Genomic DNA, 14,909 nt, shown 5'->3' on the forward strand with positions numbered 1-14,909 from the left:
ATGGAAGCAATCAACGGAGTAACATTTGAAGACTGGGGCGCTGCCTGCGGCAACCTGGCACAAGGCATGTCGGAAGAAGAAGTATGCCAAGTATTGGGCATTGAACTTCCCGTATGGCAAAAGACCAACGAGGCCTGGGGTGGAAAACTGGGCGACCTTGCCGCTGAGGATATGGAAGTGATGACGACCTATAGCGGATTTTTTACAAATCCCAAAGTAGGCAAGTTCGCCGGAGCGGGAGCGCAAACACCATCCTTGGACGAACTTTTGGCCAAGTTTCCCGATTACGATTCCTATTTAAAAGTTTCCATCCACCAGACCGTAGCATCGGAGCACGGGGTAGACCCAACGGCGATTATCGAAAGTTACGGATTGAATCTCCAAAATTGGGGACAGTTGAATATGCATTACTCCGACTGGTATCACGCTTATATACAAAACGGATCCGAAGGCTGGGGCGAACGTCACAATGAAATGGAGGCCTTGCGAAAAAAGTGGGAAACGCTTTTTAGGGAACAATATAAAAATGACGTGGTAGACCTCGGTGGAGATATCGATTTTTAAACAACGCATCAACGTCAATTCAAAAAAATAAGGTATGGATATTAAAAAACAAATGCGTTCGGTAATCCAATGGGAGCATCCCAAGGAATACCAACTTTTTTTCAAGTTTACCGATCAAGGGGACGAACTCAAAAATGCATCCAAACTTATTTTGCAACCGGGGCAAGGCTGTATTTTCACCTACGAAGGAAAAGTAGAAGGTGTTTTCGAAGAAGAGGGGCTTTATGATCTGGCAACGGGGAACAAACCTTTTTTAACTACCATGAGGAAGTTTATGAACGCTTTTGAAAGCGAACACAAAACAGGAATCTGGTTTTATAGAAAGGCCGATATGGTCAACATTCGCTGGGGCACCCGCATTCCTATTACCTATAACGACCCGGTATACGCCTTCCCGGTAAAACTGCGCGCTTACGGGAACTATTCACTACGGATCAGCAGGCCCGAAAACTTTTTTCGCAACATTCTTGCTGGTCAGCAGGACTATTTTGTTGACGAGCTACAGGAAGTCTTTTTATCACGGATTACCCAACCGATATCCAATTATCTGGCCAATGCAAAATTCTCCTACGCCGAAATCGACGCCAATATGGAAAATGTTGCCGGAGAAGCCAAAAACAAGACTATTTCGGTTTTTGAGGAATTGGGCTTTCAGTTATTGGATTTCCGGATCGAGGGGAACTCTTTTGATCAGGAAACCAATGATCGCATCAACGAAATCAGCGACGTGCAGGCAGAGGTACATTCGGCAAATATTGCGGGAGTGGACTTTGCGGAATTGCAGAAATTAAAGGCCATGCGCGATATGGCCAAAAACGAAGGTGCTGCGGGAGCGGGGATGGGAATGTTCGCCGGCATGCAAATGGGAAATACCATGGGACAACCTGCATCGGAAGAAAAAACGGAACCGGCACAACCCGATGTTCGTTCCAAATTAAAAGAGTTAAAAGCACTTTTTGAGGACGACCTGATTTCGGAAGAAGAGTTTCGGGCCAAAAAACAACAACTTTTAGAGCAACTGTAAATCTATGAGACCCTTAACCCTATTTTTACTTTTAATCTGTCAAATACTATTCGCACAAACATCCTTTACGCCAGTAGCAAAAACACAGCTCGATACTTGGCTGACAACGGCCAAGGCAACCTCCGAGGTAAATGCAAACGCTGTTCCCAACCTATATGGGAACCACGGGCTGGCCCTAAAGAATTTGGAGGACTCCAATTCCATTTTCAACTATGGTTTGAGCCTGACCACGGCCCTACAGCCCGGTTTGGCCACGGCGACGGAGAACCCGTTATCCGATGGGGGGCATCAGATCGCCAACGAAGCGGAACAGGCATATTTGGGTGCAATCGCCTTGTTTTCAAAACACGGAAGGGCCAATATTATGTTGGGATTGCTTTACAACCAGTTGGGCAAATACATGCAATCCGAACCTTATTTGGAAGTTGGTCTACAGCTCGAGGAAGGTGGGGAGGACTGGATGGTCGCCGCAAACCAATATCTTTTGGCGGGGGCATATACCTACAATACCGACGAACTAAAATATCAGGATGTCTATAAAAAGTTCAAGCAATATGCTCATACCAGTGGTATTAAAAACGGGCCTTACTATTTGAAGATGGCCGTGCTGTATGTGTCCTATTACGAGAAATAGCAGCTATGGGTTTTCCGTATGACATCCGTCCCTTTTTCATTGTAGTCCTTGGTATGATGCATTTCATGACCAACGGGCAACAATTGCCAACCGGTTTTTATCAGGTAGACGATAGCTACGAAGGAACCCTGGTACGGGAATTGGACAATAAAACGGATTTCTATGTGGTGCCTACTCCCATTTTAACTTTAGGGGATATAGAAGCGGTACAACCACAACCGGACGCTTTCGGAGGTGGTTTCAATTTGGTGTTCGAGTTGAACGATACCGGTACGGAAAAGTTCAAAAATTTTACGCAGGAGAACCATCCGACCGAAGGAGCGCTTTTATTGAACGGTAAATTGGTCAGTAAGGCGATGATAGCCATGCCCATTCCCAATGGAATGTTCAACCTCTCCGGTTTCGATTTGCGAAAAGCCAGTGCGGTGAGCAATAGCATACAAAAACAAATGGGAAAGGTACCGTTGTTCGAGAAAGACGGTTTTTCGGTTTTTACCGATCGTGCCCTGGGGAACGACCGAACGATCTACGATGCCAAATCGGAACACGAAGCCTTTATAAAAAAAGAGGCCGCCCCGGGTTCAGACTGTCCCCTGGAATTTTCTGCCGAGTACCGTCCGTTATCCTTGATCGGGAGCAGCTATAGTTACGAGTTCAGTAGCGTATCGGCTTCGGCCTGTGGGCATGCAGGTGTTTTGGCAGGTGTGAAAACTGTAGCGGTCCATTCCGGAGAAGAGGTTTCCATATTAAAGTATTTTACCGAACAGGCCGTAGTGTCCGCTTTTAAAAAAGATGCTTGGGTAGTACAGCGGGCCAAGGAAAACCATTTGAACGTCAACACCATCACAAGTTTCGCCGATGTACTTGAGTTTTTCGGCCCCGAGCACGGTATTGTATTTAGTCCTTCGGGTTTTTGTATTGTGGCGTACGGGAACAAGATGGCAAAAGTCCGTTTTGTGGGAAGCGAATATCTCGGTTGGAACCATCAAGGGCATTTGCAGCTGGGTTTTGAGTTACAGATCCGGCCGGAAGTACAAAGCGAGTTCGAAGCATCGGATAATTTTTTTCTGGGAAGGTTTCGGAATACTTTGAAAAATTGAACCCTTCCGGAGTTTTTTAGTTCGCCCGAAAAACCAAGATTATATGCCCCGATGAAGACTTTTTTAAGTAGCAATTGGTATTGTAAAAATACAAGACGAGTTCATTAAATGAAGCGCGCAACACGTATCCTATTTTCGATAACCAGCGGAGTGGTGTTGTTCTTGTGTTTGTTGGTCTTTGCAAAGGGGCTACTGGTTTCCATTGCGTTTTACAATTTTAAGGCGTACCTCTTGGTTCCAATAATTATGGTGACCATAGTGTACATTGTACTTGTATTTTTATGGGTCGGTAGATTTCGTAAAAAACGGTTATACCATTTTAACTTGGAAATGGCGCGTATAGAAATTGAATTATTCTTTAGTTGTTCGAGGCAAAAAATCTAGGCATAGCCTTAGCTACGGTTATATTTTTTAACGAAGAACAACTCAAAAAGAAACGATTTATTAGGGCTGTTTCAAAGTTAAAATGGTATTAGTTCTGTTGTGGTCCCTAATTTTTTTTAGCGTAGCGTATACGGCTATTGCTTTTCAGGCCGCAACAGAAGTGCGAAGCGAGTTTGGCGCTACGTGGCTGCCTTCGGAGGTCTTTTGGGAGCTGTTCGTTACCAAGGCAAACGGGCTTTATATATTGTTGTTGGGTATTTTTTTGAGCATCCTGAATTTCAAATGGGTCGCTTCGTCCTTTCCCGACGCCAACTTAAAATAAATACCCAAAGGAACGCTATACAAAACCCCTGAAATAAGGGGTGTCCGGTTTACCTTAATGCAGCAACTTTGCAACAGAAATGGTATAAATGAAGGATATGGACGAAAAGGTCACGACAAACGATGAATTTGAATTGTTGAAAAAAGTTCCCAAAGGAGAATTGACGGTTTTGGTCGAGGGATATCTTGGTTATCTGTCAAAATACAAGTACTTCCGCTTCATCACCATAGGTTTTGTAGCGGTCATTTTAGGCTATAACATTTTTGTAGCGGGAAAACGGTTCCCCTTGGATGAACTCAACACGATCAAGACCATTATGGTTTCGGTTTTGAGTGTTTTTGTAGTAGCGTTGCTTATTTTAGGGGTAGTATTTTTTAAAACGGTACGGAACTTAAAAAAACAGGTCGCCGCCTGTGCCGAAAAAAATAGGTTGGATAAAAAACAATTTCAAAAGCAATTTCACCTGTTCGCCAAAGGGACCATGGGCGGACCGGGATTAAAATAACCCATATGAAGACAACTGCTAAAATAACAGTCATTTTTGGTGTCGGGTTACTGACCGCCTGCAACTTCAATCAATCCGTCGCGAAAGATTTGATGACCGGTTTGGAGACCAGGGGAAATGGACTTTCCGCAAATACGGTTTCCATTACCGATGGGGATGCCGACGTAGCGGACAACACCTTTCTTTACGGTCAAAAAATCTTCACCAATTTTGAGGGAATGGACGGTTTTTTGGTAGAAAACGGGAAGTATTATCCCGAGATGGGGGTAGCCGTGATATCGAAACAGGGCGATACCGTACTAAAAAACGAACACATTCTTGGAGGCAAGGGATTGGATGCCGCCCTAAGGACTTTGACGGGGAACGTAACCTTGGCCACACCGATACAGACGGGAAACAGCTATACGGTTTTGTACACCATCACCGATACCAAGGGAGATGGGGTGTTTACCTCCGAATTTGAACTGGACCTGAAAAAGGACCCCGTTATCAAACGCGAAGAAAAAGGATTGACGGTGAAAGAAGCCTACATATTTGATCAGGACAGCAAGAAAGTACGCGTTAATGGTACCATAGGTTTTGATAACAACGTATTGCTCGATGTACAGGGATTGGAAGGTTACCGTATGGTCGACGGCAAACCGAACCTTGGCATGTCGTTGAACGTAACTGATGAAAAAGGCCGTACCATTTTAAACATGAACGATCTTTTCGAAAATAGGCCGCTAAAGGAGGCTGATATAAAAAGGGGCTTGGGCGCTACCTTAAAAGTGAATAAAGGCGCCACAACGGAAGATGTCGTTTGGACGGTCAAGATTTGGGACAAAAATAGCGATGCCACCGTTCGCTTGACCGCTAAGGTATCCATCGAAAATTGATATGGTATATTGCGCCAAAATGATAAAAAGAGTGTTAAGCCATTTGTTGTTGGCGGCACCCTTGTTATGTTCCGTTTTTGGGATGACCGCCCAAACGGAAACCGGACCACGGTCCATACAGGTTCAGGAGCGGGGCATAACCGCTAAAAGTGTGCATGTTTCCAATGGAGATCGTATACTGCAAAAACCTTATTACCAATATGGGCAACAGCTTTATATCGTTTTTGAGGAACTGGAAGGGCTTGTTCGGGAGAATGATCAAATGCACCCCAATCTTGATATCACCTTGGTATCCAAACAGGGCGATACCCTTTTTTCGGAACAAAATTTATACGGTCCCGATAATAGTGTTGCCGGTATACCGGATACCTCTTTTGAGTTTTCCATACAGCTCAGTAATAGCGTGACTTCCAATGGGGCCTATACCATGTACGGTACCGTAAGAGATACCAAAAGTTCTAACGAAATGGAATTTCTGCTGGATTTTAATGTTGTTCAAAATCCGGATATCACCGCAATACCCGAAGGGTTGAACTATGCCGATGTATTTTTGGAGTCGAACGACCGAAATCGTATCGTAACCAATAATGTCATCTATAAAAATGAAATGGTAAGTCTTAGTTTAAAAGAGGTATCGGGTTACCTTGTAAAAGACGGAAAGGTCAATTTACGTATGGATTATACCGTTACAGAAGCTTCCGGTGCCGTGGTCTTGGAGCGATCGGGATATACCATAAAAAGCGGTGATCCCTCTGAAATGAAGACCGTTCCCGTTGCTTGCAGTTTTAATTTGGGAGAAGCCGACAATCCAAACTTCGATTCACAAGCCTCCTTACGATTGACAGCGGAAATTACGGATATGAATAGCGATGCCAAAGTAAAGGTGTCCACCAAGTTATACGTTATCGAGTAGCTGGCAATACCGAACAAATGGGACCGGAAAAGGAGTCTTGAAATTGGAACGGCCCATAAATGAGAACAATAAACAGTACTATGGATATGAAAAAGATCGAACATTCCCTTTTTAGTTTTGAGGTTCCCGAGGGGTTCGACCAGCAACTGCTTTCGGAAACCATTGCCCTTGTGCGAAGTTCGAACATTCCCCATAAGGTACAGCCACCTTTTGTACGTTGGAATCTTGAAGAACTCGAAGATCTGGACCGCGACGAAACTACCGGGAATACCTTGGCCGAGAAAGTGGTACATTATTATTTGGCAGAGGACAGCCAGGGCGATAGAAGCGAAGTACAAGAGCTATCGGTCAATGGATTTAGAACCCTTAGCCTATCGGCAAAGATCAGTTCCGTGGTACTGGAAAAGGAATACCACCTGCACTACCTATTTGCGGCGGTCCTTTTGAACGAGGTACACTTTATCTCTTTTTTAGGGGTACATGAAATTACCGCGGACGGAACGATGCAGGATTGGATGATGGAAGTGCTACATTCGTTGGAAGTTCTGGGCGATACCCAACTTCGGGCAAAGGCCCTGTCGGATTACGACAAAAGATTGAATCGGTTGTTAGGCGACCGTCCACAGAAAAAAGAAGTACCCAAAGAGGCGGAACGCCCCACCGATATTGCCATACCAAAAAATGGTGCCGAACATTTTTCCGTAGGTGATTTTTCCTTCGAGTTCGTCTCGGAGGCTACCGACATGCATATCACTACCTTTTCTAGGGAACTCTTGATTACCATAAAGGCAAAAACCAAAAAGGTAAAACAAGGCATTGCCGCAAAGGTATTGGACGACTATCCCGGCGATGGTGCAGTGACCATTACCATCCCTGCCGTAGGGATCCACAAGAATGGGGTGCCGACCGGAAGTCTGTTTTTTGAGGACGGCAAAACCAACGCCCCATTGTTTCTGAACGCTAAAATAGAAGGGTTCGATTATCGTATCGATCTTAACGGAACGCTGATTCTAAAGGAAGGCTGGGTGCTATTGGAAGGGGAAATGACCAAAAGCTATCACGATCATAGTTTTCCCATTAAACTGTACAAAAAATTCGATGTGGAGGGGCTGGATTGGAAACACTATCGGTTTACCTCGATAGCGGAAACGCGGGGTGTAAGTAAAGAAGACGTTCGCTTTTTACAGCTCAGAGATCCAAATTTGACCGTTTTTCCCGAGGAAACATTAGAATTTAAGAACCTGGAAGAGCTGATCATTGTCAATAAAATGCAAAATTGGGATGGCGAAAAATCACCTTTTTCGAATATCCCCGAGGATATCGGAAATTTGGACAAGCTCAAAAAACTACAGATCAATGGGGCCGCTATACAAGAATTGCCGGAAGGTATCGGTGCCTTAAAAAACTTGGAGCAGCTATCGATCAACAATTGCCTGTTGCGGACCTTGCCCGATTCAGTTTGGCAGTTACCCAAACTGGCCTATATGTCGTTTTTCAAAAATGATATTGATCGCATACCTGAAAACATCGACCTTCCCTTGCTCGGTAACATCCTTCTTGACCATAATAAGTTAACATCGGTACCCGCTTCCCTAGCACTGCAACCCAAACTAAGACGTGTGAATTTAGAGCACAATCCGCTTGAGACGTTACCGGAAGCATTCAACACCATATCGGAAGTGACCCTTTCCATGGAGGATAAAAAACGGTTGCTCGATTACGAATACAAAGGAGCCGACGGCAAAGGAACCGTAGCCTGGGACGATACCATATACTGGTCCGAAAACGATGCGTCCTTGTTACCACGAATAGATGCCGTATTGGCGGAAAACGACCTAGAGGAATTTAAAGTCGCCCTAAGGACTATCGTGAAAAAAAGTATCGGCTTTAGACATGTTGCCGAAGAAACCTACGAGAAGGTAGGGAACCATCGTTTCGGTGGTATGCCCGATTTGCCCAAAAGTATGCCCTACCCACGTTTTGGTGAAAATTGGAGAGAAGATAAGGATGACTATGTATATGAATTTATAGCACAGATCAATTGTGGGGAAATAGCGCATTTACAGGAATACCTTCCCAGAACGGGGACCTTGTTCTTCTTTTTGGAAACGATACACAGTATTTATGGGGGCAGGAATGCCCCAGCCAGGGTGGTTCATGTTCAAAATAACGATGAATTGGCGTCGGGGAAGCGGTTTCAGTTTACCGAGGACGATTACTCCGAAATGGTCGATGGGGGATACCAAGGGTATACCGTTTCCGCCGAAAAAATGAATAGCGCACCTTCATTTTATGCTAGCCACGTAAACGAACATCTTTTTAGAAGGGGAGCCGAAAAGCTAAAGGAGGACGACGATTTGTTGGAAAGTCTGTACGACACCTTTGAAGCCCCTATAAACGGCAAGGACCAATACGAGTACGAGGTGAACGGGCACGGGTTTACACAACATGAAGCTCCCGAATTACAGGCCTCGTTGGTGCTGAAAGGAAATCCGGAGGATTGGATGGTACTGCTTACGGTAACCTCCGCTGGCGATATGCAATGGAGCGATGCCGGTGACCTCTTTTTTGTAATTCACAAAAGCGATTTGGCAAAAGGCGACTTTAGCAACATATTTGTAACGGTAGAAAGCAGTTAAACCAAAAAATGATGGTAGAAAAACAAAAACGACATACTCAGATTGTAACTTTATTGGTGATTTTGACCATCATCGGTATCGCCTTGTTGGTCTTGGCAGGAATCGATTATCGGAAAACCAATGCTCGTGAGCACGCGGCTGCTACAGCCAAAAAGGAAGCGATTAAAAGTCTGTATTGGCACGTGAAATTCGAGTACGAACAACTCCAGAACCTGATACCGTGGTGGAACGAAAGTGTTGCCAAACTCACTTTAAACCATACCCGTGATACGGTAGAACACCAGCCATATACGGTAGCGGAGTTCCAACAATACCACCAAGGACTTATCGGTACCATTGAGTCCGTCAAGAAAAATGATATTGGGCTTATCGACCATGAATTGGGCGCGTTGCGGAATATGTTTTCAAAAGAGTATGAGGTGAAGACCTTAATGCCGTTTTTTAAACTTCGGCGAAGATGGTTGGAGAATGAAGGGCAACTCGATCGGTTGTATTACGATATCGTTACCAACACGGAAAGAACCGATTCGGTAGTATTCCGTGGTAGTCGGGGATACCGCATTTTTAAACCCTATTTTGAACAACTGGAGAAGATGGACAGAACGCTGTACGAGCTGATGGCATATAAGTACCAAGAGGCCATACAGTTATTGATGCACACCTATCCCGAATTTGTTCCGGAAGCAAAACGGATACTCTTTGGTAACCAATCCTATGCCGTTGTAACGGCGTATCATGCCTGGAAACAGGACAGTATTGCACCGGGAAACGACATGAAATTCCTTCCGCCCCAAAAGGAGGGCGATACGTTGACCGTCCTAAGCAAGATCTATCGAAACGGAAATAAGGCCCTTGTGGTAGCTTATACCGAAGGTGATATCCATCCCTACACCAATGAACAGCGGATAGCGTTTGTCGATCGTTTGGACACCGCCACCCCAAAACTGAAAAATGAAGAAAAAAGATACTACTGTGTGTGGTCCGAAGACGGGCAATACTATGCCACCGGAACGAACAAAAAGTTATATCCGCATGTGTTGGAAGGAGATGACCGAGAGGTAATGGGATTTTATGATGACGAACTGAAACGGTATTACGTTACGGGGGAGTATGATGCGTTTAAGGCATATTATCCGGGATACCAAAATCAAGGGCCTACCGCTTCCGAGGTCGATAAATGATAGCTAGTTTGCATGGATAAGATCGAAAAAAAGATTATAAAAAATCCGTTGGCAATAAAAAGAATTGAATTGCCGATGTACTACGAAGAGGTACCCAAAACATTGAAAAAATGTAAAAATTTGGAAGTCTTGGACCTCTCTTATTCAGATGTGGAAAAACTACCGAAATTCCTTTTTGAACTACCTAAGTTAAAAGCGCTTCGTATGAACGGTTGTTATATGCCGAACTTACCGGATAATTTGAAGGAACATGCGGTTTTGACGGAGGTAGGGGTGCATGCCAAAAAAGAAAAAGACCTTAGGGCCATTTGGGCGATAGAAAATTTGGAAGTGCTGACCATTACCGGGGAAATAAAGTCCATTCCCGATGCCATCGGAAGCTTAAAACGGCTCCGTAAATTGGTATTGTTTGGGCTTCCCATAAAAGAGCTTCCGTTGGTGCTAACGCAGCTTCCCGAGTTGACTTCATTAGAAGTAAATACGGCATTGGAAAAGTTGGATGTTGAGAAGGCAATAACGGTATTGGTGCAATGCCCTAAACTGACCCATTTGAAAATAGTCACCGAAAAATTAAGGTTAAGCCCTAACATTGCGAAACTCAAAAAGCTTAAAAAGCTGGACGTATCCGGCAACCGACTTACGAAAATTCCAAAACAATTATTTGACTTGACCGGACTCACAACGTTGGACCTGGGGACCAATAGTATCGCAAAAATACCAGAGGGTATCGGAAAATTGAAACAGCTAAAAGTTTTAAAGTTAAATTCCAATTGGGGCAATAGTTTGGATGTGACCCATTTGATGGCGGAAATCCATTTGTTGCAAAATTTACAGGTACTCCACCTGTGGTCGTGTCAAAGCGTAAAATCCATCCCAAATACCATAAACCAATGCGGACGATTACGCGAACTGGATTTGGACAACAACCTGCTAAAAGAGGTGCCCGATACCCTATATGAAATGAACTGGTTGAAAAAATTGCGATTGACCACGAACAGTTTAAACGTAAAAACCCAGAAAAGGTTGGTCGCGGCCCTTCCTAAAACAAAAGTATTGGTGGATGGAGCGTGAAACCTTCGGATTAGGGAATATTTTAAGGAAATAGTGGTTACAAAAAAAACAATATCAAAAGTATGGACACTATCTCAAAAACGGTATAAACCGTACCGATTTGCTTTTAAAATGACCACCGTTAAGTAATGGGCGAACAACAAAAGTATGGGAACAATAAACAAGTGTAACAACATACAAAAATGAACCTTCCCGAACGGTTGCTGCAAAAAATAATACAGGACAATAAAACGCGTACCTTATTAGGGTATTCCAGTTTTGGTGATCTGTTTTTCTCGGAACCCAATGGTTATGGGGGCACATTATTTTCGGTGTTAAAAATAAGCACCCGAAAGGAGGTCCCTGTTTCTCCGGACCATATGGGGCTTTTTCGGTTTGAGGTAATACATGTCACCGACAAAAAATCGGTAATGGGGCATTATATAAAGGCTAGGCTGAACACACCGTTCAAATTGTTGCGATCGCCCGATTTTGCCAAAAAGTACGATGCCATAGCAACGCGGAACGGACTAAGGGAGCGGCTTAAAAATAAGTTGGGAAAATTGGGGCCTAACGAGGTATTTGCACACTCCTTTACCTTCTACAACACTAAGGAACCCATGCATGCTACAGTGCTGCAAAAGGAGGTCTATTGGGAGAAAATACTGGAATACCTTCGCCGATTTCCTAGAGCATACTATAGCGATATTTATGATTTGGCCGGCAAGGATACCTATGGTCCCTTGGTCGAAAAAAAGTATTACGGTCACGGGTTCGACATTCCCGACCAACTTTTCAACTGTATCAACCTAAAAGCATTGGCCATTTGGAACCATACGGCAAAACAATTGGATGATCGATTGCTACAACTCAAAAATTTGAACGCCCTTGCCTTGCGAAATTTGAACGGCCTTCCCCAAAAAACCATGGATCACATTCAGGAGCTGCCCTATTTGGTAGCGCTGGAACTGACCAATACCGATACCATTTCAAGAACGGTATTGCAACGGATTCCTTTAGGTATCGAAAAGCTAAAAAGCCTGAGATACTTCGACTTTAGCGGTCACCCGTTTGAAAACTGGGACCAGGTGGTGCAACTTGTCAATATCAGGCGACTGTCCCTGGTAAATTGCGGACTTACGACCATTGCGGCAAATATCCATCAACTGGAACATTTGGAAGAACTGTATTTGAACGCCAATAAAATCCAAGAACTACCGACCGGCCTAAAACGGCTTAAAAATTTAAAAACTTTGCGTTTGGACGGAAATCCCTTGTCCGAACTACCCGAATGGATCGGAGAAATGGAAAGTCTAGAAGTGTTGGAGCTTGCCCAAACGGGTCTGACCAGTTTGCCCGACACTATAGTCCAATTGAAAAACCTTAAAACACTCAAACTCAAAAAAAATCCTTTTCAACAGCTACCGAAATCCCTGCTCCAATTCCCCAAAAGGGTGGTGGAGATTGAACTTCGGAACGCGGCCTTGTACGATGCAAAAGCAAAGGCCAAAATGGCTACTTACTCGAAAGGCGATTGTGCCTTTGAAGCCGATTTTAATCTGAAACTGATGGTCATCAATGAGCTTATGTATGTTGACGAGGTGCTGCTGCCCAAGTTTGATATTTGGAAATTTGCAAAAAACCATCCCGACCGTAACATCGATATTGAAAAAGAAGGCTATGAACGCATTCCCGAAGCGGAGGCCTATTTCAGAAAATTAAAAATACCGATGGATCTGCTGATCGATATCAAGGAATTGAAATCCGACGGTGGAGATGCTATTTATCGCCAGATCATTCCTTTTTGGGACGGGGAAGACCGTCAGTTCGATGTCGGTTCCATTTCCGATATCAAATACCTGCCTAATTTAAAAGCAACGAACGATATGAATTTCCCCAAACACTTGATCGCCGAATTGCGCAAGCTGAAGATAAAGGTATCCCGTTATTGATAAATAACGGAATCCAGTGAGAGGGAAACATCATGGCAATCGTTTCTTTGTTACGGAAATCGCATGTGTAAGCGGGTCCATGTGAGGGGCCCAAAACCAAAAATCAAAAACGATGGGTTATCAAGTTGAAGCCATATTGACCAAGAGTAGAAAAATAAGCGAGATGAAAACGATAGTGTGGTTTTTGATGGTCAACGTACTCCTTTTTAATTGTAAAGATCAAGAAACGAAAGCATTAACGGGAAACCTATCGGAAGGAGCAAAGGAAGTATCAAAAAATGAGGTAACGGTTGCTGGGGATACCATAAAACGAACGCAATTTGTGCTCCGGAAAGTCACCGGTTGGGATGCCAAAAAACAACAGCTGACCAAATATGTTAGCAACGAAGAATCCGAATTCCTTTCCTTTGTTTGTAATGATCGCTATGGTGTTTTGGAGTATGCAGATGCCACAAAAGAGTGGCCACAAAATGCCTACTACATTTTTGATCGGCCAACGGAATTGACAAATGAGATACAGCTTGATCTTTCCAGTGCGCTGTATGCTATTACCGAAGCACGGTACGAGATGGACATGTCCTACTTCAGTAACCTGGTCGGGCAGTACTTATGTATTGGTGAACGTGCCGATGGTGGAGAACTCGTGACCATTATCGATATTGAGAAAAACGTTTTGATCGCCAAACTTGCGACCACCGCGGAAGGCCTGCTCTCTTTTGACGGTACCGTGGCCACCTTTTGGGAATATTCGGAAAAAGAACTCGATAAAGACACCATTTGCCCCGAACATAGGAACACGGAATTTTATGCCAACTATGTTCCAACGGAGCAAATACGGTTCAATGTAAAAACCGGTAAAAGAACGGAAACCGGTACCTACGGTTGCGGTTTCATGGAATAGGCGTCCTTGGAGTTCATACCAAGTTTATGGCCAAACTTTTAATGGGTAATTTAAAACTAGAAATGGTATAAGTAGGCCTAGAGTACTTTTTGCCTTTGGCTGGGAATAGTTTCTTCCGTACGGTCGGTGCGAAAAATGCATTTCACTGAAAAAAGGGGTATGCAAAAAAAATGGGGAATGGTCCTAAAATTGAATACCGAAATATGAAATGGTATACGTACTGGAGCGTTCCCCACCATTGCGGATAAAAAGTAACGGATTGAAACAGCACTTGAACGTAAAGATCATGCGACGAACGAAAGCCCAACTTATAGGAGTTATCTACAAAGCCTTTGAGGGAGTGACCCTTGAGGAGGGTATTGGTCTTTGGGAAGGTTATGCATTGGACGAGCGTTTGGAAAATACGAAGGAGTATTACCGTCTAAAGGGTAAGGACGAGCGTGAAGACTGGCAAAAAATCCCCATTTTGGACCTATATTATTGCAGTAGTTCCATATCCTTTTTGGATGCCAAGGGCATGCGTTTCCATTTAGGACTTTACCTCCTGTTCGCATTGGAGGTATTTTGGGAAGAGGAGGAAGCTTTGCACGAAAACGAGGACTTCGATCTTTCACCACCGGAAGTGCAGTTCGCATTGACGTATAATTTAGAATCGGATTTTTCCCGTGAGCGATTTTCATTGTTGAACAAGGCGCAAATGAAGAGCGTGGTGTACTTTTTGGAGTATGCTTTGGGAGAACGGAAATCCCATTTTAGAGCACACGGCATCACTCAAAAACCATCCTTCGACAAACGCTATAAGGAGTTGGAAAATGCCATTGCCTTCTGGAAAGTGAAGGCGTTGGTAGGATAAAATAGGAAT

The 14,909-nt window shown here is 44.0% G+C and carries 14 protein-coding genes; all 14 read left to right on the forward strand.

What is annotated here, in order from left to right; translation table 11 throughout:
- The 14 genes from ACRD7P_RS11020 (at nt 1) to ACRD7P_RS11085 (ending at nt 14,900) form a co-directional block, all read left to right on the forward strand.
- Nucleotides 1-564 carry a DUF6620 family protein gene (locus ACRD7P_RS11020; protein WP_430907655.1) on the forward strand — a complete coding sequence of 188 codons (564 nt, stop codon included), beginning with the start codon at nt 1-3 and terminating at the stop codon, nt 562-564.
- A gap of 34 nt (nt 565-598) precedes the next feature.
- Nucleotides 599-1,588 carry an SPFH domain-containing protein gene (locus tag ACRD7P_RS11025; protein WP_430907657.1) on the forward strand — a complete coding sequence of 330 codons (990 nt, stop codon included), beginning with the start codon at nt 599-601 and terminating at the stop codon, nt 1,586-1,588.
- A gap of 4 nt (nt 1,589-1,592) precedes the next feature.
- Nucleotides 1,593-2,222: a hypothetical protein gene (locus ACRD7P_RS11030; protein ID WP_430907658.1), complete on the forward strand. Its 630-nt coding sequence runs from the start codon at nt 1,593-1,595 to the stop codon at nt 2,220-2,222.
- A 5-nt stretch (nt 2,223-2,227) separates the two neighbouring features.
- Nucleotides 2,228-3,322, forward strand: a complete 1,095-nt coding sequence (locus ACRD7P_RS11035) for a SecDF P1 head subdomain-containing protein (RefSeq protein ID WP_430907660.1) — start codon at nt 2,228-2,230, stop codon at nt 3,320-3,322.
- Nucleotides 3,323-3,788: 466 nt separating this feature from the next.
- Nucleotides 3,789-4,028: a hypothetical protein gene (locus tag ACRD7P_RS11040; RefSeq protein WP_430907661.1), complete on the forward strand. Its 240-nt coding sequence runs from the start codon at nt 3,789-3,791 to the stop codon at nt 4,026-4,028.
- Nucleotides 4,029-4,125: 97 nt separating this feature from the next.
- On the forward strand, nt 4,126-4,533 hold the full coding sequence (locus tag ACRD7P_RS11045; protein ID WP_430907663.1) for a hypothetical protein: 408 nt from the start codon (nt 4,126-4,128) through the stop codon (nt 4,531-4,533).
- Between the two features lie 5 nt (nt 4,534-4,538).
- Nucleotides 4,539-5,411, forward strand: a complete 873-nt coding sequence (locus ACRD7P_RS11050) for a hypothetical protein (protein WP_430907664.1) — start codon at nt 4,539-4,541, stop codon at nt 5,409-5,411.
- 19 nt (nt 5,412-5,430) lie between these two features.
- The gene (locus ACRD7P_RS11055; RefSeq protein WP_430907666.1) at nt 5,431-6,324 is read left to right on the forward strand and encodes a hypothetical protein; all 894 of its coding nucleotides are present in this window, start codon (nt 5,431-5,433) and stop codon (nt 6,322-6,324) included.
- 86 nt (nt 6,325-6,410) lie between these two features.
- Nucleotides 6,411-8,963 carry a DUF1963 domain-containing protein gene (locus ACRD7P_RS11060; protein ID WP_430907667.1) on the forward strand — a complete coding sequence of 851 codons (2,553 nt, stop codon included), beginning with the start codon at nt 6,411-6,413 and terminating at the stop codon, nt 8,961-8,963.
- Nucleotides 8,964-8,971: 8 nt separating this feature from the next.
- Nucleotides 8,972-10,144 carry a hypothetical protein gene (locus tag ACRD7P_RS11065; RefSeq protein ID WP_430907668.1) on the forward strand — a complete coding sequence of 391 codons (1,173 nt, stop codon included), beginning with the start codon at nt 8,972-8,974 and terminating at the stop codon, nt 10,142-10,144.
- 12 nt (nt 10,145-10,156) lie between these two features.
- Entirely contained in the window at nt 10,157-11,215 is a 1,059-nt protein-coding gene (locus tag ACRD7P_RS11070) for a leucine-rich repeat domain-containing protein (RefSeq protein WP_430907669.1), read from the forward strand.
- Between the two features lie 182 nt (nt 11,216-11,397).
- Nucleotides 11,398-13,146: a leucine-rich repeat domain-containing protein gene (locus tag ACRD7P_RS11075; RefSeq protein WP_430907670.1), complete on the forward strand. Its 1,749-nt coding sequence runs from the start codon at nt 11,398-11,400 to the stop codon at nt 13,144-13,146.
- Nucleotides 13,147-13,258: 112 nt separating this feature from the next.
- Nucleotides 13,259-14,047, forward strand: a complete 789-nt coding sequence (locus ACRD7P_RS11080) for a hypothetical protein (protein ID WP_430907671.1) — start codon at nt 13,259-13,261, stop codon at nt 14,045-14,047.
- 208 nt (nt 14,048-14,255) lie between these two features.
- Complete coding sequence (locus ACRD7P_RS11085) at nt 14,256-14,900, forward strand: DUF6714 family protein (protein WP_430907673.1); 645 nt, start codon at nt 14,256-14,258, stop codon at nt 14,898-14,900.
- The last annotated feature ends 9 nt before the right edge of the window (nt 14,901-14,909 follow it).

The sequence above is a fragment of the Maribacter sp. 2-571 genome, from assembly GCF_050589625.1.
GTDB lineage: Bacteria > Bacteroidota > Bacteroidia > Flavobacteriales > Flavobacteriaceae > Pelagihabitans.